Raw genomic sequence first — 17,802 nt, forward strand, 5'->3', positions numbered from 1 at the left:
GAGTATAGGGGCTGCGATCCCCAAACTCTCTCTCTGGCAACCTGAAAGGACATAGACATGAAAGGTTCCCGTCCCGAGCAAGCGGTTCTGACCCGCGACACGGACATGAGCAAAACCGAAGACACGCGCCGCGTGATCGAAACCATGGTGGATGGTCTGAACGATCACCGCATTGATGACATCGGAGAATTCTTCACCCAAGGCTTCCGCTGGATGGGCAATCAAGGCTGCGGCACTAAAACCGGGCTGAAAGAGTTTCAGGAAAACTGGCAGCGCCCGTTTCAAGCGGCGTTTTCGGACAAGACCTGCATCGATGAGGCCCGTCTTTACATGGGCGAATGGGCAGCAGCCTTTGGCCGTCAGGAAGCAACCCATACGGGAGAGTTTCTGGGCATCGCCCCCACCGGCAAGCGGGTCGAGATCCGCTATATGGATTTTTGGAAAGTCGTTGACGGCAAGATCGTCGACAACTGGGTGAATGTCGATTTCGCACATGTCGCGGCGCAACTGGGTGTCGACCTGTTCAACGGCGAAGGCTGGGAAGCATTTGACCGGGGTGAGAAATGTCCACCCCGGCCCGAAAACTGAGGATTGGAAACATGGCAATCGAGTATCTTAAACGCGGCAAATCCGATGCGGACCGGGCTGAAGATGATGCCAAGACCCGCGCCGTGGTTGAGACGACGCTGAAAGACATTGAAACTCGCGGTGATGCTGCGGTGCGTGAGTTGAGTGAGAAGTTCGACAACTACTCGCCAGCATCGTTCCGCCTGAGCCAGCAGGAAATCGATGACTTGATCGGTCAACTGACCGATAGAGAACTGGCCGACATCAAATTCGCCCAGGAACAGGTGCGCAACTTTGCGCAGGCTCAGCGGGATTCAATGCTGGACATCGAGGTTGAAACCCTGCCGGGCGTGATCCTTGGCCATAAGAACATCCCCGTACAATCGGTCGGATGTTACGTCCCCGGCGGCAAGTTCCCAATGGTGGCATCGGCCCATATGTCCGTGGCCACGGCTTCGGTTGCGGGTGTCCCTCGTATCATCGCCTGTACGCCTCCGTTCAAAGGCACACCAAACCCTGCAGTGATTGCGGCCATGCATTTGGGCGGTGCGCATGAGATCTACGTTATGGGCGGCATACAGGCCATTGGTGCGATGGCTTTGGGCACTGAGACGATTGATCCGGTTCACATGCTGGTTGGCCCCGGCAACGCCTTTGTTGCCGAAGCCAAGCGTCAGTTGTTCGGGCGCGTTGGCATTGATCTGTTTGCAGGTCCCACCGAAACCATGGTGATCGCCGACGAGACCGCAGCAGATGCCGAGCTGTGCGCAACCGACCTGTTGGGGCAGGCCGAACACGGCTATAACAGCCCCTGTGTGCTGCTGACCAACTCTCACAAGCTTGCCAAAGAGACACTGTCCGAGGTGGACCGCCTTTTGGGCATCCTGCCGACTGCAGACACCGCGAAAGTGTCATGGGATGAATATGGCGAAGTGATCGTCTGCGACACGTATGACGAGATGCTGCAAGTCGCAGATGATATCGCCTCGGAACATGTGCAGGTGATGACGGATCGCGACGATTGGTTTCTGGAGAATATGACCTGCTATGGCGCGCTGTTCCTTGGTCCGCGCACCAACGTGTCAAACGGGGACAAGGTGATTGGTACGAACCACACCCTGCCAACGAAGAAGGCCGGGCGTTACACCGGTGGGCTTTGGGTTGGGAAGTACCTGAAAACGCACAGTTATCAGAAAGTTCTGACCAACGAGGCGGCGACACTAATCGGCGAATACGGCTCGCGTCTGTGCATGTTGGAAGGTTTTGTGGGCCACGCAGAACAGTGCAACGTCCGTGTGCGTCGCTATGGCGGTATCAATGTCCCCTATGGCGAGCCGGCGCCTTATCGGGATGCTGCTGAATGAGTGACAGGCATACACAGCATAAGGCCCTGATCGCTCCGCTCAGGGCCGCGATGTATGATTTTTCCGAGGCCGGTGTTCGCGCGGCACTGGCCGAGGTAACGGCCTCGGACGCCGTTTTCCACCTATGTCATCCCTTTGGCGACAGCATTGGCAGCGACGCTTTCTATGACCGCGCCTATAATGACCTGTTGACTGCCTGGCCCGATCTGGAACGGCGGGATTATATCGTCATGGGTGGACCGGATGAACATGGTTCTGACTGGATTGGATGCGGCGGCTACTACACCGGTACGTTCACCGGCCCGTGGCTGGACATCCCGCCGACAGGCCACCAGGTCACCATGCGGTTTCATGAGTTTTACCGTTTCGAAAACGGCAAAGTTGCTGAAATGCAAGCCCTTTGGGATATCCCCGAGGTGATGATGCAGGCAAGTGCCTGGCCCATGGCCCCCAGTCTTGGCCGCGAATGGCACGTGCCCGGGCCGGCCACGCAGGATGGGTTGGTGCCTGGGCCCCACGATGAGGCCAAAGGTAAAGAGACCTGCAAACACATCATCGACATGCTGGAGCACCTCAAGAAACACCCGTCGCAAGGCGGCCCCGAGGTGATGGAGATGGAGCGGTTCTGGCATCCCCGTATGAATTGGTACGGCCCCTCAGGCATCGGCACTGGACGAGGCTATGCAGGATTCCGCAACTGGCACCAGATTCCGTTCCTGAACGGGATGCCGGATCGCGGGAAATACGTCGAGGACATCACCTACCATTTCTTCGGCGATGGCGAATACGCGGCTGTGACCGGCTGGCCTAATATGATCCAGACCGTCACCCATGACGGATGGATGGGGATCGCGCCTGCGGGCCAGAAGATCACCATGCGCAGCCTCGATTTTTGGCGGCTGGAAAACGGGCGCATTCGTGAAAACTGGGTGCTGGTCGATCTTCTGGATGCTTATCGTCAGCTAGGCGTTGACGTCTTTGCCCGTCTGCGGGAATTCAACAAGGCCCGAAACATGGGGCGCATTGATATACCGGATGGAATGAGCTGATGACTGAACTGCCGCGCACCCCTTCGTTTTCCCTGACAGGAAAGACCGCCCTGGTGACAGGTGCCTCTTCAGGCATTGGGCAGGGCTGTGCCGTGGCGCTGGCCGAGGCGGGCGCGCATGTCGTCTGTGCGGCCAGAGGCGAAGATCGGTTGAATGCAACTGTCGCTGCTCTGCAGGCAGAGGGGTGGTCGGCCGAGGCGCTGGTTCTGGATCAGGGCGATCTGGATGCGCTAAAGCAGCTTTTTGAAACGCGCAGCTTTGATGTCGTGGTGAATTCGGCCGGGGTTGCACGGCACAGTGCTGCTATTGAGACAACGCCTGAGGATTTCGATGTTGTCACGGGCGTCAATCTGCGTTCCGCTTACTTCCTGTCGGCCTATGCCGCTCGCGCCTTGATCGAGGCTGACAGGCCAGGTTCGATCATCCACATCTCCAGCCAAATGGGGCATGTTGGAGGGGTCGAACGGGCGCTTTATTGTGCCACCAAGCACGGGCTTGAAGGGATGGTAAAGTCAATGGCCATCGAGTGGGGCAAGCAGGGCATTCGGATCAACACGGTCTGCCCGACTTTCATTCGAACGCCTCTGACTCAATCTACCTTTGACAACCCAGAACGCGCCGCATGGATCATGGAAAAGATCAAGCTGGGTCGCGTGGGCGAGGTCGAGGATATCATGGGTGCGGTACGCTACCTCGCCTCTGATGCCTCAGCGTTGGTCACGGGCACTTCGATGTTGATTGACGGAGGTTGGACGGCAGACTGATGGCTGAGAAAGTAACATCACTTCAGGTTGCCCAGCTTGCAGGTGTAAGTCAGTCTGCCGTTAGCCGCGTCTTCACGCCCGGTGCCTCGGTCAGCAAGAAGACGGAAGAGAAAGTGCGCAAAGCCGCGACCGAACTTGGCTATCGCCCCAATGTGTTGGCGCGCGCGATGGTGTCGGGCAAAAGCCGCATCATCGGTTTGGTCGTCGCCTATCTGGACAACTATTTCTATCCCGAAGCGCTTGAGAAGTTGTCGAACGAGTTGCAGGAGCAGGGGTATCACGTCCTGATCTTCATGGCCTCCAGAACCGCCGGAAACATTGACGACGTTATGGAGGAAATTCTTGATTATCAGGTTGATGGCGTGATCCTGGCCTCGGTTGCGATGTCGTCCGATATCGCAACACGGTGCCAACAAGCTGGTGTGCCGGTCGTACTGTTCAACCGTAGTCAGGATATCGACGGGATTACCTCGGTGACCTCTGACAATTATTCCGGCGGTCGCAAGGTCGCTGAATTCTTTATTGCCGCAGGCCACAGTCGCATCGCTTACATTGCCGGTTGGCAGGGTGCCTCAACCCAGCGAGACCGCGAGGCCGGGTTTCGCGCCGCACTCGGTGATGCGGGCCAGGATTTGTACGCCTACGAAATCGGAGAGTTCCTGACCGAGAATGCGCGATTGGCCGCGCGCCGCATGTTTGATGTTGAACCGCAAAAACGACCCGATGCGGTATTCGTCGCCAATGACCATATGGCGCTTGCCGTGATGGACGTCATTCGGTTTGAACTGGGAATGCGTATACCAGAAGACGTTTCTATCGTTGGATACGATGACGTACCGCAGGCTGGATGGCTTGCCTATAACCTCACCACCATTCGTCAACGCGCCAACCTGATGGTTGCGGAAACCGTTGATGCCTTGTTGGACCATATTGAAAACCCGGCAGTTGCCGCAGCCCGCAAGGTCGCGATTGATGGGCCGTTGATCGTGCGCACTTCGGCACGGTTGCCCAAAGGCTGGACCCCGCAAAGGATGAATACATGAAAGGCTTTGATCCCAAGTTCCGGGATTTTCCCGACTACATCATCGGAATTACCAAGGAGATCTGGGAAGACCGGGGCATCGTAACCCTGCACGAGTATTACAGCGAAGATATCGTCGTTCGCTCACCCGGTTCGGTGGTTCTGGGCAATCAGAATGTGATCGGCGCGACGATGGCGACCCTGGCCGAGTTTCCGGATCGGCAGTTGATGGGTGAAGATGTGATCTGGTCGGGCACGCCGGAAGAAGGAATGCTGAGCTCTCACCGTATCCTTTCAACGGCTACGCATCTGGCCGAGGGGGTTTACGGCAAGCCTACCGGTACAAAACTATGCTATCGAATTCTGGCCGACTGCCACGCCATCGACAACCAGATCAATGACGAATGGTTGATCCGCGATCAGGGCGCGATTGTGCGGCAGATGGGCTGGGACCCTAAAGCATACGCCGCTGATCTGATTGCGCGCGAGGGCGGTAAGGACAGCTGCGTCAAACCTCTGACCCCCGAGATCGACCAGCCCGGCCCCTACAAGGGGCGCGGCAACGACAATGAGTGGGGGCAGCGATATGCTGATATCCTGACCCGGATCATGAACGCCGATATGGGCACTATCGCCGCTGAATATGACCGTGCGGTCCAGTCTGAATATGTGGGCGGCGTCACGGGGCATGGCTGGGATGCCGTCGACCGGTTCTGGATGGGGCTTCGGGCGAGTTTCCGGAATGCTGAATTCAAGATTGAACACCAGATCGGACGCGACGACCCGAATATGCCGCCGCGATCAGCAATTCGCTGGAGCCTTTGGGGCAAGCATGACGGCTGGGGCATGTTCGGGGCGCCGACAGGGGCACAGGTTTATGTCCTCGGGATCAGCCATGCCGAGTTTGGCGCACTGATAGCGGGGCAGCCGCAGTTGCGCCGTGAATATACTCTGTTCGATGAAACCTCGGTCTGGAAGCAGATCCTGTTGCAGAGCGGAGAGGTCTGAGTGGCCCGCCCGGTCGCATATCGTATCCTTGCAGGTGGTCTGTGTGAAACCGGAGCCCGTCGACGTTTCCATATGTTCCGTCAAAGCCTGCGGGCGCGGCGGCTGAATCTGCGCCCGCCAGGGGAGTGAGCGCCTGTGCCGTCTGAGCACACGAGCTTGCATTCTTGAAAACAATAAAATCGGATCATACGTCATGACCAAATCAGCCATCACTTCCCGCATTGTCCGCTACGGCGAGCTCCAACCCTGTAAAACCGCGTTTATCGATGCCCATACGCCGGGCAGCGATCAGAAAGAGAATTTCACGATCATCGGCGGTGGCGTCTCGGAATCTCCGGATCAGCACGTGCACATCACTGACAAGATCGGCTTCAACATCGGTGCCGCAGGTCAGCCGCCAAAATGCCGGAACTCATTGCACAGCCACACAACGGCCGAGGTTTTCTTTGTTGCCAAAGGACGCTGGCGCTTTTTCTGGGGCCGTTATGGCACCGCCGGTGAGTTCATCGCCGAGGAGGGCGATATTTTCAACATCCCGACCGGCATCTTCCGTGGTTTCGAAAATGTTGGCCAAGACTACGGTATGATCATGGCAATCCTGGGCGGAGACGACGCGGGCGGAGGTGTCACTTGGGCCCCTCAGGTCATCGAAGATGCGCAGGCGCATGGTCTGATGCTGGGCGACAATGGCGTTCTGTACGACACCAAGAAAGGGCAGGAGCTGCCTCATAATGTGCACCCAATGCCCTTGCTGACCGAAGAACAGTTGAAGGGCTACCCTGAGGTTCCGGTTGAGGATGTCGTCGGCAAATATGTTGCGCGGTATTGGGATTTGATGGCGTTGTCGGCCAACAAGCCTGCGCAGGTGATTGGTGAGAGCGGGCTGATCAAGGATAAGCCGGGGTTTGCGGTAGACTTCCTTGGCCGGGGGTCCTCTGTGACCGAACCGATTGCGGCGGATAAACCTGTGGTTCTGATGCCAGCCAGCGGTCACTGGCGTATTTCGATCAACGGGCACGAAACCACAATTTCGGCAGGCGACACGGCTCTGGTTCTGCCCGGCGAATCCTATAGCGTTCAGCCATCAATGACCGGGCAGGCGGGCCTGTACCGGATCACTGCAACCGATGAACCGGCAGGAGCGACCTGGACAGGATGAGCGCAGACCCGAACGACACCCAAGCCATATATGAGCGGCAAGCCACAGAGTATGACAAGCGCCGCTCAAAAGCTCTGTTCGAGGCGCGCTGGCTGGCGCGCTTCACGGCCAGCCTCAAACCGGGTGACCACGTACTGGATCTGGGCTGTGGCACAGGCGATCCCATTGCGCGCTGGTTTATGGCGGAAGGGTTTGACGTCACAGGTGTCGATTTTTCCAAAGCCATGCTGGCCATCGCCAAAAAACGCTGGCCGGACGGGGATTGGCGGAAAGCTGACATGCGGGATTTTGAGCTGGATCAGCAATTCGATGGGATCATCGCCTGGAACAGCTTTTTTCACCTGACAGCAGATGAGCAGAAGGGCTGCATCACCCGCATGGCGCGTCATTTACATAACGGTGGAATGCTGATGCTGACAGTCGGCCCACGCGCCGGGGAAGTCAGCGGTACGGTGGGATCAGAGCTTGTCTACCACGCCTCGTTGTCCCCGGCCGGCTATGCGACGTGCCTTGAAGAGAACGGGCTGCAATTGACCGGCTTTTTGGCCGAAGACCCCGAAACTCAAAGCCATACTGTGCTGATGGCGCGAAAACTGTAAGGAGGTCTTTATGGCCGTAAAAACCACACATGTTGGGTCTTTGCCCCGAACACAGGACGTCGTGGATCTTATCTTTGCCAGGGAAAACGGTGAACCATATGAAGCAACCGCGTTTGACGCGTGTATGACCGCCGCAGTCTCTGAAACGGTGCGCAAACAGGTCGAAGCCGGCGTTGATATAGTCAGCGACGGTGAGACTTCGAAGATTTCTTATGCGACCTATGTCAAGGACCGCTACACTGGGTTTTCCGGTGACAGCCCTCGAAACGCGCCTGCAGATTTGAAGATGTTCCCCGGCTTTCTGCAGCGGCTGGCCAATGATGGCGGCACGCCGCAATACGCCCGACCAATGTGCACCGGAGAAGTGCGATCAAAAGGGCAGGGTGAGTTAGAGAAGGACATCGCCAACCTCAAGGCGGCTATGGCGCAGCATGGGGTCGAGCGCGGTTTTATGAATGCCGCGTCCCCGGGCGTGATCTCTCTGTTTTTGCAAAACGATTTCTACTCCACGCGTGAGGCATATCTGGCTGCGCTGGCCGATGCCATGAAAGAGGAATACGAAACCATCGTGGCCGCTGGACTGGATCTGCAACTGGATTGCCCGGATCTGGCCTTATCGCGCCATATGCTGTTCACCGACCTTTCGGACGACGCGTTCATCAAAATCGCCGATATGCATGTCGAGGCGCTGAACCACGCGCTTCAGAACGTCCCGCAGGATCGCGTACGGGTGCATATCTGCTGGGGCAACTATGAGGGTCCGCATTGCTGCGACATTGCGATGGACAAGGTATTCAGTACCCTGATGGCGACCAAGTCGCGCTATGTCCTGTTTGAAACCTCGAATCCGCGACACGCCCACGAGTGGACCGTGTTCCGCGACCGCAAATCTGAGATACCCGATGACAAGGTTCTGGTCCCCGGTGTGGTCGACACCACCACCAATTTCGTCGAGCATCCCGAGCTTGTGGCCCAACGGATCGAACGTTTCACGGGAATCGTCGGCGCGGACCGGGTGATAGCAGGCAGCGATTGCGGCTTTGGCACCTTTGCGGGCTTCGGCGCGGTTGACCCTCAGATCGCCTACGCAAAGTTGGCCGCGCTATCTGAGGGGGCCAAGCTGGCCTCAGCATGATACCCGTGATTTTCTTGCCGGGCATGATGTGTGACGCCCGCCTTTTTGGCCCGCAAATCGACGCACTGTCAGGCAGGATGCCTGTGATGACATTCCCGTTGTCGCGACACGACAGCGTGCAAGCCATGGCAGATGACATTCTGCAAAATGCGCCGGCTGAATTCGCGCTGACGGGATTGTCGATGGGCGGTATCGTGGCAATGGAAGTATTGCGTCGGGCCCCGGAACGTGTTTCGCGCCTGGCTTTGCTCGACACAAATCCACTGGCTGAAAAGCAAGAAGTCAAAGCCCGCCGCGCGCCCCAGATTGCAGCCGTTCGCGACGGCAAGCTGAGGTCGGTGATGCGGGACGAGATGAAGCCCAGTTACCTTTCGGACGGGCCCAACCGGGGGGCTGTCCTGGATCTGTGCATGGCAATGGCCACCGACTTGGGCCCCGAAGTATTCTTGCGCCAATCGCAGGCTCTGATGGATCGCCCGGACCAAAGCGTGACGCTGACAGCTTACACGGGAAAGGCTTTGGTCTTGTGTGGGCAAGAAGATCGGCTGTGCCCCGTGGAACGCCACCAGTTGATGCACGATCTATTGCCAGACAGCGCGCTGGAGATCATCGAAGGCGCAGGGCATCTGCCGACATTGGAACAACCCCAAAAAACCACAGCGGCCTTGATCCGTTGGTTGGAGGACACATGACGCCATCCCTTTTGTCCCTGCTTCGCAAGGTCGATACCCCCACCGTCTGCAATGCCATTGAGGTGGCGCAGGGCAAGCGCGGGTTTGATGATTTCACGCGCGGAACCATGCTGTGTTCAGCGCCTGAGGAACCTCCGATCGTCGGCTATGCCCGTACGGCAAAAATCGCGGCAGTCAATCCACCGACCGAGCCGCCTAAAGTCATCAAGACCCGGCGCATGGCCTACTACAAATACATAGCCGAAGCCCCCAGCCCGTGCGTCGCTGTGATCGAGGATATGGATTTTCCGGATTGCATCGGAGCCTATTGGGGCGAAATCAATACATCCGTCCACAAGGGGTTCGGTATCTCTGGTGTGGTAACCAATGGTGTCATGCGTGACCTGGGGGACTTACCCAAGGGGTTCCCGGTCGTCGCCGGTTCTGTCGGGCCAAGCCACGGTTTTGTCCACATCCGCGAGATTGATACACCGGTTTCCGTTTTTGGCCTGACAGTTAATCCTGGCGAACTGGTGCACGCCGACCGTCATGGCGCGTTGGTTGTACCCGATGATGTCGTCGACAAGTTAGAAGCCGCAATCCAAAAGCTATTGGTGACAGAACGCATCGTCTTGGATGCAGCCAGTCAGCCGGAGTTTGATTTTGACGCTTTTGAGACCGCTTGGGCGGCCTTCGAAAAAGCCAGGGTCTGATTATAGGGGCAGACATTCCGCATGCCGCTGCGCCTCAGAGCTTCTGCTCGACGAGGGCGAACAGCTCAATTGGATGCGCAACGCCACGAATGTCGTGAAACCCGCAAGAAGCAAACAGATCATCCGAAGCGCCAGCAACGACTGACGTTGCCAAAACTCTTCGGCCAATAGATTTTGTCAAACCCTCAATTCGGCTGGCGACGTTCACCGCGCCACCAAGTACAGTAAAATCCAGTCTTCCGGGGCTGCCGATGTTGCCATAACTGACTTGCCCTGCGTTGATCCCGATACCAACGTCTAGAACCGGTTTTCCGGCTTCCGCGCGACTGCAGTTGAGGGCGGTCAGACCAGCCAAAACACTTTGCGCGGCATACGCAGCTTTGCGACATCGGTCAGCGCGATCAGCTTGCGTGGCGATGGTGAAAATCGACAGAATACCGTCACCCATAAATTTAAGAACATCGCCTCCATTCTCTTCCACTGACTGAACAACTAGATCGAAGTATCCGCTCAGCGCGTCAAAAACTTCCTCTTCAGGTGCGCTGTCCGATAGCGCCGTAAAACCGCGCAAATCTGAGAACATGACCACGGCCTCAAGCGTTGTACGTTCCCCTCGTTTGATGCGCCCGTTCCAAACGCTGTCCGAGGGTCCATCGCCAAGGTAGGTTCTCAGAAGGCCTTTGGACGATTTGCGCATTGTGACAGGTTCCAAAGCCGAAGACAGCGCGGGCAGCGCGTCCTCGATCAATTTCAGATGCAGTGGTGAGAACCCTTCTGGTGCTTGGGTAACAAATGTGCAGCCGTGTAGTGATCTGTCGCCGTAATAAAGCAGGGTGGCATAATAGTCGGTGCCGCCCTGCTCGGCGAATTCCAGGTAGGATGAATGCTCTGTCTTTGAATCCAGCTGGCGTAGACTTTTGTGAAGTGGCTTTCGGTGTTCCAGAATATACTCAAATGAGCTTCCTACGTACCCGTCGGTCAACATCGTCTCATGTGTGACGTCATAGCTTTCGGTTCCATCAGGTGTCCAAACCACACCCCAAGCGATGAGTAGGGGATTGGCGAAGCGCTGGCCAATATTGACCCGCCAAAGCGGGACACCGGCCTTTATCAAGGCCGAGCAGAAATGCGACACCACTTTCACGGGATCGCCTGATTGGCGTCCTTCAGTGATCATCCAGTTTGTCAGTTGGGCTACGGAGTCCATTATTTCAAACTAGTCGCTAGGGCTGGATGCACAAAGGAAATTGGGCCTGTGATGGGCCGATTTGAACCAAATGAGGCCCGCGCATGATGCCGGGCGCGTTTAGGCTTGGCGCAAATTCAGGAGGCGATCCATTGAATATCTCAAAACACAAACAGCTTGTTTTGCACGATCTGGCCCCAGAATGGGCTACCCGCTTCAAGCGCATTGCAAATGACGACTTGGCAGGGCCGTGGTCATGTCCCGCTTGATCCCCAGGATGCATTCGCGTTTTGAGGGCGGTCGTCAAAAACGGGTTTGTAACCATTCGCAAAAAGCGGTCGAAACGTGTGATCCTGCCGTACCTGTTTTGTGTTGCAAGATGTAGTGGGCTTGGCCTGTATCAACGGGGGCACCGACAATTCTGATCTGGCGGCCGCTTGCGATGGCCTGCTGCGCGAACCGGTTGATCATAATAGTGCAGCCGCTTTCCGCGGCCACCAATTCGCAGGCGGCAACTGAGGTATCGACGATAAGGCGCGGGGATACATCTGCATTGGGCAGACCACGGGCTGACAGATACCGCGCCCAATGGTCGTCAAACCCCAGGACGTGGATGGCAGCGTGTGCCATCAGGTCCTCGGGTGTTTTGATCATTGGCGCGGTACGCACACCGCAAACTGGAACGATGAATTCATCAGAAAGCTTGACCATGCGCGTGTCGGAATGGGTTTGCGGAGCCAACTGGATGTCAACGTCCACGGGATGCCCTTCCTGGCCGCTCTGCCACAGAGAGGTGACAAGTTTGATCCCGATACCGGGATGGGCTGTCTGAAAGGTCGCAAGTTGCGGCGCCAGCCAAATGATCATGGCCGCCGACGCCCGCACTACGATCGTCGTCTCCAGGGCAGGCCCAAACAGCCCGTTTGTGGAAAATGCGATGTGCTCCAGTGAATCCCGGACCGATATCAAATAGGCCCGGCCGATTTCCGTCAGCTGCAGGCTTTTGGCCTTGCGAATGAACAGTTTCTGCCCCAGCTGACCTTCCAGCGCCTTCATGTGCTGACTGACAGCCGTTTGTGTCAGCCCCAGCTCTCGACTGGCGGCGGTAAAGCTTAAATGACGTGCGGCGGCCTCGAAAGTGCGAAGCCAGTTCAGGTTGAGATTGCTTTTCATTGCCCATTCATAAGTTTTTTATGCGCATGGAGGCAAATTCTTTCATTTTCCTTCATTTTAGGCCGCGGCTAGACAGAAATAACCGACGACGAAGTCGACCAGACGAAAAGGAGCGAACTATGCCGGAGATCAATCTAGATGCAGCCACCGACATGGTTTTGAGCCTAGTGGATCTGGAGCGTTATCCCATTGCGGATCTGGAAAGTGCCAAAGGCGCTGCGTTTCTCAAGACCTGTCAGGACCAGATGGAGGAACATGGCTGGTGCAATCTGGATGGGTTCATCCGTCCCGAGGCACTGGCTGCTCTGGCCGATGAATCCAACGCCTTGCTACCCACCGCTGACGTACTGACCATCAAACGCAACATCTATCAGGGCGCAATTGACCCGTCGCTGCCCAAGGATGATCCGCGTCGTAAGGAATATACGCATGTGGCGACGCAATTGGCGGATGATCAGCTGCCGAATGAAACGCTTATTCAGCGGCTTTATCAGTCGCCGCGTTTGACGGACTTTGTGCGCCGCGTCCAAAAGAAAGAGGTGCTGCATCGCTGCGCCGATGAGTTTCAAGCGCTGAATGTCGTCGCCCTGCATCCAGGAAGCTGGCACGCCTGGCATTATGATACGACGGAATGCACCGTGACGCTGCTGTTGCAGGCCGCTGAAACCGGGGGTGATTTTGCCTTCTTGCCAAACTCGCGCACCGACGAAGCCGAAGACCGCGAGGCGGTGGATCGTTTGCTTGCTGGTGATATATCCCATGCGCAGAAGTTTGACCGGGGTGCCGGTACTTTTACCCTGTTTCGCGGTGGCTATTCATTGCACGGGGTGACAGAGGTCGAAGGGTCGACCCCTCGTGTCACCGCGATCATGACCTATGACGAACAGAAAGGCCGTGTGATCAGCGACGACATCAACATTCGGATCTATGGTGATCGCGTCAAAAACATTCTCGCGGAACGCGCAGCCTCCAGCATCAACGCATAAAGGACCAAGCCATGAAAACTGCTCTACTCGTCATTGATGTGCAAATGGCACTGGCTCATGAGGATGCCGCCGGTGCAGTGCGATCTTGCCCCGAGGCAGGCGACAATATCGGTCGGCTTCTCAGCCGGTTTCGCGCGCACGGTGACAAGATCGTCCATGTGCATCACCACGGGCTTGACCCCGACGATCCATTTCATGCGGATGCGCCAGGCGCGGCTGTTCAACCCTTTGCGGCACCGCAGGGGGACGAGCCGGTGATCATCAAAAACGTCTCCAGCGCCTTCGCCGGAACCTCGCTCGAAGCTGATCTGCGCGCCGACAATATTGAGCGTGTGGTCATTTGCGGGGCCACGGCCAATCACTGTGCCGAGTCTGCCGCGCGCTCTGCAAGCAGTCTGGGCTTTGAGATGGTCTATGCCTCTGACGCCGTCTGGGCTTATGACGCGACCGGGCCGGACGGAGTGACCCACAGCGCCGAACAGATCCATTCCGTTACGCTTGCCAATCTGCAGGGTGAGTTTGGTGAGGTATGTTCGACCGACACCATCCTGAACGCGTAAGCAATATAACTAACCCCGGGGACGGCGAAGATGCGCATTGGATTTATTGGGCTTGGCACCATGGGCGGCCCGGCAGCCCTGAACCTGATCAAGGGCGGGCATGACCTAACGGTCTGCGACCTTGATCGGAACCGGGCAGAAGAGCACCTGGCGCTTGGGGCGAAGTGGGCAGAGACCCCTGCGGCAGCCGCGCAAGCGGCGGACATCGTGTTCACCATGGTCTTTGGACCAAAGCAAATCGAACAAGTGGCAGGCGGCGACGATGGGCTGCTATCCGCCATGTCCGCCGGGCAGGTTTGGGTGGATATGACAACAAACAAACCCGCCTTTGTGCGCGAGCTTGCCACCACCTTTGCTGAGATCGGAGTGCAGTTGATTGATGCGCCAGTCACTGGTGCCGTCGATGGCGCACGCACCGGCAACATGCCCCAATTTGCAGGTGGGGACGAAGCGACTGTCGCGCGAATTCGCCCCGTGATGGAACTGATGGGGCCGCTTCACTACATGGGCTCCAGCGGCAGTGGGTCCGTGACGAAACTGGCCAGCAACCAGCTTTGGGCCATCCATGCGACAGCCATGGGTGAAGCACTTGTGATGGCGGTGAAATCAGGTGTTGATCTGTCACGGGCCTGGGACGCGCTCAAGATCGGAGCCAGCGAAAGCTGGTGCATGCATCACGACGCCCCGTCCGTTTTTGCCGGACATTATGATCCGTCTTTCACACTGGACTTGTGCCAAAAGGATCTGGGCCTGATCGTTGAGGCCTGCGACGACGCCGGCACCGCCGCCCCTGCCACACGGCTGGTATGCACGCAGTTCGAAGCGGCCCGCGAAAAATACGGGGGCGACAAGGGCGAATTGCATGTGGTGAAGCTTGAAGAAGACAATGCTGGCGTGTCACTTCGCCTTGACGGGGATTGGATCCCGCACTGGGAAAAATAACGAGGGGCCCAGTCTGGGCCCTATCTCCAAGGACGCGTGGCGCTGGTTAATGAGCTCATCTGCTGCCTAGCATTCGAAGGGCCGCTTTGAAGCGGTAGCTGACGTAAATGTTGATCTTTATCATTCTAACCCAACATCCTGAACAGGAATTCCCAAACCGACTTTCTTTCTCCCCATGACAACAGATGTGCGAAAGCGACGGACGTTTGAGTTGTCGAAGAACAGTCGCTTCGTGAGTTCCTGAAAATCATCCATATCCTTTGCTGTGCAGACCAGACAGAAGTCGGCGTCTCCGGTGATGTAATAGCACTGCTGTACCATAGGCTCTGATTGCGCCTGACGTGAGAATGCGTCGATCTGATCCTGACGCTCGCGTTCCAATTCGACCATGACAATGAAGCTCATCGCGACACCCAGCTTTTTGGGATCAACGATCGCGACTTCCGAAAGAATTGCGCCCGAGGTTCTGAGCGCCTTTAACCGCCGCTGAACAGAGGCCACAGACAAGCCTGTTTCGGACGCAAGCGCTTCGAGGCCTATCTTGGCATCGGTTTGCATCAACTGAAGCAGATTTCGGTCAAACTGATCGAGTTTCATGATAATTTCCTTTGGGGCGAGAAAATTTCCCGAAAATTAGGAAAAAATGACAATAATTGATCATCTTTCGCATGTACAACTTTCTGTATGAAAAATCCAACGATACTCGATGTTGCAAAACCGCTGGCTCTGCTGGCTGCATGCCCCGCCTATAAACCAAGTCCGTTGGAGACATGCAGTCTCCAAGGCAGACCCATTCTGATCAAGGACGAAACCAACAGGATGGGATTGGGTGCTTTCAAAGCGCTCGGGGGCGTTTACGCTGTTGCCAAGCTGATAGAAGCGCGGGTTGGTCACCCTTTGGAATCAAACGCCTTTTTGGACGATTCCGTGAAGGCCATCGCACGCTCGATGACTTTTGTCTGTGCCAGTGCCGGCAATCACGGCATGGCCGTGGCCGCTGGTGCGCGGCTGTTTGGCGCAAAGGCCCGCATTCACCTTGCCGAAACAGTGCCAGAGGATTTTGCAATTCGCCTGCGGGACAAAGGCGCGGAAGTTGTCCGATCGGGTGACGATTACGAGGCGAGCGTTGCGGCAGCCATAGCCGACGCCGAGGCGTCCGGCGCAATCCACCTCGCCGATGGATCTTGGCCTGGCTATACGGAACCTCCGCGGTTGGTAATGGAAGGCTATACCGTAATCGCCGAAGAAATGCGGACAGAGTTGGAAAGCTCCGGAAATTGGCCGAGCCACGTTTACTTGCAGGCAGGCGTTGGTGGGCTGGCTGCGGGGATCGCTTACATGATCCGGTCCACCTGGGCGGTTCAGCCAAAGATCATAGTCGTCGAACCTGATGCGGCCCCTTGCCTTGCCGAAAGCGCCCGGGCAGGACAGATCGTAACGGTTGAGGGCCCGGTGTCCAATATGGGGCGCTTGGACTGCAAAACGCCTTCTATGTTGGCTTTGGAAATTCTTGAACGGTGCGCCGACGACTGGGTTACGGTCACTGACCTGCAGGCCGTGGACGCTGTAAAACATGCGCGCGATCTGGGCTTTTCCACCACACCATCTGGCGCAGCGGGGCTTGCAGCCTTGTTGGCGGACGAGGCTAAATTGCCGTTGATCGTGCTGTCCGAAGGAGACGTTCCCGATGCTTGATCTCGTTGCGTTTCGCCGTGATCTGCATGCCCACCCTGAAACCGGCTTCGACCTTGACAGGACCTCGGATCTGATCGCGGCCGAGTTGGAACGCGCGGGACTTGAAGTCACCCGGGGTGTGGGCCGCACGGGTATTGTGGCCACCTTACGCCGTGGTCCAGACGAAACCGCAATCGGTTTCCGAGCCGACATGGACGCGCTGCCGATACAAGAGGCCACCAACTTGCCGTACCGCTCGGGAACGGAAGGCAAGTTTCATGGATGTGGCCATGATGGCCACAGCACCATGCTGCTGGGGGCCGCGCTGGAGCTTGCGGCAGACCCGTCTTTTGACCGCACCATTCACTTCATCTTTCAGCCCGACGAAGAGAACGGAAACGGTGCAGCCGCGATGATCGCGGACGGTTTGTTCGAACGTTTCCCGATGGTCGCGATGTTCGGCCTTCACAACATGCCCGGAATGGAGCTTGGTCACTTTGCCACTCAAGCGGGCTCATTCTGCGCGTTCGAGGATAATTTTGAAATACGCGTTCAGGGTCAGGGCGGGCACGCGTCGATGCCGGAAAAAGGCGTTGATCCGATTGTGACTGGGGCCGCAATTGTGCAGCAGTTGCAATCGATCGTCTCTCGCTCGGTTCCGGCGAGCGAGCATGCAGTGGTTTCCGTAACGGAGTTCCTGACAGACGGCGCGCGCAACATTCTGCCTAGCAACGTAACTCTAAGGGGGGATTGCCGGGGCTTTTCCAAAGATGTGTCCGAGAATATCGAGCGAAGAATGCGCGCCATAGTCGCCGGTGTATGTGCAGCACAAGGCGCTGAGGCGGAGGTTGATTACTCGACTTCCTTCCGGCCATTGGTGAACGATGCCAGAGCCACAGACATGATCGCGGATGCTGCTCGTGATGTTGGTAGCGTTGATGCGGATTACGGTCGGGTAGGATTCTCTGAGGATTTTGCAGAGTTTCTTGCGCACCGCCCCGGGGCCTTCATCCTGATGGGCAACGGATTGGAGGGGAACAATTCGATGCCGCTTCATAACCCGTCGTATGATTTTAACGACGAGGCGATCAGACATGGGATCGCGTTTTGGACCAGCACTGCGCGGCGGGAATTTTGATGGCAAGCGATGCCTGAATAAGCCCAAATTGCGGGCGGTTTATCCGCCCTGAAGTTCCCAATCGAACCCTCGGCCGATGTCATTTAGCTATTT

Annotated in this window: 19 protein-coding genes; 16 read left to right on the forward strand and 3 right to left on the reverse strand. The window is 57.0% G+C overall.

Annotation, left to right across the window (positions count from 1 at the left end; all coding sequences use genetic code 11):
* Window positions 1–57 precede the first annotated feature (57 nt).
* The 11 genes from DHN12_RS04690 (at window position 58) to DHN12_RS04740 (ending at window position 10,050) form a co-directional block, all read left to right on the forward strand.
* Complete coding sequence (locus DHN12_RS04690; protein WP_108859141.1) at window positions 58–588, forward strand: ester cyclase; 531 nt, start codon at window positions 58–60, stop codon at window positions 586–588.
* A gap of 11 nt (window positions 589–599) precedes the next feature.
* Complete coding sequence (gene hisD, locus DHN12_RS04695; RefSeq protein WP_108859142.1) at window positions 600–1,931, forward strand: histidinol dehydrogenase; 1,332 nt, start codon at window positions 600–602, stop codon at window positions 1,929–1,931.
* Window positions 1,928–2,980, forward strand: a complete 1,053-nt coding sequence (locus tag DHN12_RS04700; RefSeq protein WP_108859143.1) for an ester cyclase — start codon at window positions 1,928–1,930, stop codon at window positions 2,978–2,980. Before hisD ends, DHN12_RS04700 begins: the two co-directional genes overlap by 4 nt.
* Complete coding sequence (locus DHN12_RS04705) at window positions 2,980–3,744, forward strand: SDR family NAD(P)-dependent oxidoreductase (RefSeq protein ID WP_108859144.1); 765 nt, start codon at window positions 2,980–2,982, stop codon at window positions 3,742–3,744. Before DHN12_RS04700 ends, DHN12_RS04705 begins: the two co-directional genes overlap by 1 nt.
* Complete coding sequence (locus DHN12_RS04710) at window positions 3,744–4,787, forward strand: LacI family DNA-binding transcriptional regulator (protein ID WP_199913471.1); 1,044 nt, start codon at window positions 3,744–3,746, stop codon at window positions 4,785–4,787. Before DHN12_RS04705 ends, DHN12_RS04710 begins: the two co-directional genes overlap by 1 nt.
* Complete coding sequence (locus tag DHN12_RS04715) at window positions 4,784–5,773, forward strand: polyketide cyclase (RefSeq protein WP_108859145.1); 990 nt, start codon at window positions 4,784–4,786, stop codon at window positions 5,771–5,773. The genes DHN12_RS04710 and DHN12_RS04715 overlap by 4 nt, the downstream gene beginning before the upstream one ends.
* Window positions 5,774–5,966: 193 nt before the next feature.
* The gene (locus tag DHN12_RS04720; protein WP_108859146.1) at window positions 5,967–6,932 is read left to right on the forward strand and encodes a cupin; all 966 of its coding nucleotides are present in this window, start codon (window positions 5,967–5,969) and stop codon (window positions 6,930–6,932) included.
* A complete protein-coding gene (locus tag DHN12_RS04725) occupies window positions 6,929–7,531 on the forward strand; it encodes a class I SAM-dependent methyltransferase (RefSeq protein ID WP_108859147.1) in 603 nt (200 codons plus the stop codon). Before DHN12_RS04720 ends, DHN12_RS04725 begins: the two co-directional genes overlap by 4 nt.
* A gap of 10 nt (window positions 7,532–7,541) precedes the next feature.
* Window positions 7,542–8,666, forward strand: a complete 1,125-nt coding sequence (locus DHN12_RS04730; protein WP_108859148.1) for a cobalamin-independent methionine synthase II family protein — start codon at window positions 7,542–7,544, stop codon at window positions 8,664–8,666.
* Window positions 8,663–9,358 carry an alpha/beta fold hydrolase gene (locus DHN12_RS04735; protein WP_108859149.1) on the forward strand — a complete coding sequence of 232 codons (696 nt, stop codon included), beginning with the start codon at window positions 8,663–8,665 and terminating at the stop codon, window positions 9,356–9,358. The genes DHN12_RS04730 and DHN12_RS04735 overlap by 4 nt, the downstream gene beginning before the upstream one ends.
* On the forward strand, window positions 9,355–10,050 hold the full coding sequence (locus DHN12_RS04740; RefSeq protein ID WP_108859150.1) for an RraA family protein: 696 nt from the start codon (window positions 9,355–9,357) through the stop codon (window positions 10,048–10,050). Before DHN12_RS04735 ends, DHN12_RS04740 begins: the two co-directional genes overlap by 4 nt.
* 34 nt (window positions 10,051–10,084) lie before the next feature.
* Here the strand turns inward: DHN12_RS04740 and DHN12_RS04745 are convergent, their stop codons facing one another.
* Together DHN12_RS04745 and DHN12_RS04750 are read right to left on the reverse strand one after the other, a co-directional pair.
* Entirely contained in the window at window positions 10,085–11,227 is a 1,143-nt protein-coding gene (locus tag DHN12_RS04745; protein ID WP_234416556.1) for an adenylate/guanylate cyclase domain-containing protein, read from the reverse strand.
* Window positions 11,228–11,539: 312 nt separating this feature from the next.
* Window positions 11,540–12,409 (reverse strand): LysR family transcriptional regulator, encoded by an 870-nt coding sequence (locus tag DHN12_RS04750; protein ID WP_108859152.1) that lies wholly within the window; start codon window positions 12,407–12,409, stop codon window positions 11,540–11,542.
* A 119-nt stretch (window positions 12,410–12,528) separates the two neighbouring features.
* On the opposite strand from DHN12_RS04750, the gene DHN12_RS04755 reads away from it, so the two are divergent.
* The 3 genes from DHN12_RS04755 to DHN12_RS04765 are packed head-to-tail and all read left to right on the forward strand — an operon-like array spanning window position 12,529 to window position 14,897.
* Window positions 12,529–13,395, forward strand: coding sequence for a hypothetical protein (locus DHN12_RS04755; RefSeq protein WP_234416557.1), 867 nt, complete (start codon window positions 12,529–12,531; stop codon window positions 13,393–13,395).
* Between the two features lie 11 nt (window positions 13,396–13,406).
* Window positions 13,407–13,955 (forward strand): isochorismatase family protein, encoded by a 549-nt coding sequence (locus tag DHN12_RS04760; RefSeq protein ID WP_108859154.1) that lies wholly within the window; start codon window positions 13,407–13,409, stop codon window positions 13,953–13,955.
* Window positions 13,956–13,985: 30 nt separating this feature from the next.
* On the forward strand, window positions 13,986–14,897 hold the full coding sequence (locus DHN12_RS04765) for an NAD(P)-dependent oxidoreductase (RefSeq protein WP_108859155.1): 912 nt from the start codon (window positions 13,986–13,988) through the stop codon (window positions 14,895–14,897).
* 120 nt (window positions 14,898–15,017) lie between these two features.
* Here DHN12_RS04765 and DHN12_RS04770 read toward each other — a convergent pair whose 3' ends face one another.
* Entirely contained in the window at window positions 15,018–15,494 is a 477-nt protein-coding gene (locus tag DHN12_RS04770; protein ID WP_108859156.1) for an Lrp/AsnC family transcriptional regulator, read from the reverse strand.
* An 87-nt stretch (window positions 15,495–15,581) separates the two neighbouring features.
* On the opposite strand from DHN12_RS04770, the gene DHN12_RS04775 reads away from it, so the two are divergent.
* Window positions 15,582–16,592 (forward strand): pyridoxal-phosphate dependent enzyme, encoded by a 1,011-nt coding sequence (locus tag DHN12_RS04775; RefSeq protein WP_108859157.1) that lies wholly within the window; start codon window positions 15,582–15,584, stop codon window positions 16,590–16,592.
* The gene (locus tag DHN12_RS04780; RefSeq protein ID WP_108859158.1) at window positions 16,585–17,709 is read left to right on the forward strand and encodes an amidohydrolase; all 1,125 of its coding nucleotides are present in this window, start codon (window positions 16,585–16,587) and stop codon (window positions 17,707–17,709) included. Before DHN12_RS04775 ends, DHN12_RS04780 begins: the two co-directional genes overlap by 8 nt.
* Window positions 17,710–17,802 lie beyond the last annotated feature (93 nt).

It is taken from the genome of Ruegeria sp. Alg231-54, assembly GCF_900143525.1.
In the GTDB taxonomy this organism is placed as follows: Bacteria; Pseudomonadota; Alphaproteobacteria; order Rhodobacterales; family Rhodobacteraceae; genus Ruegeria.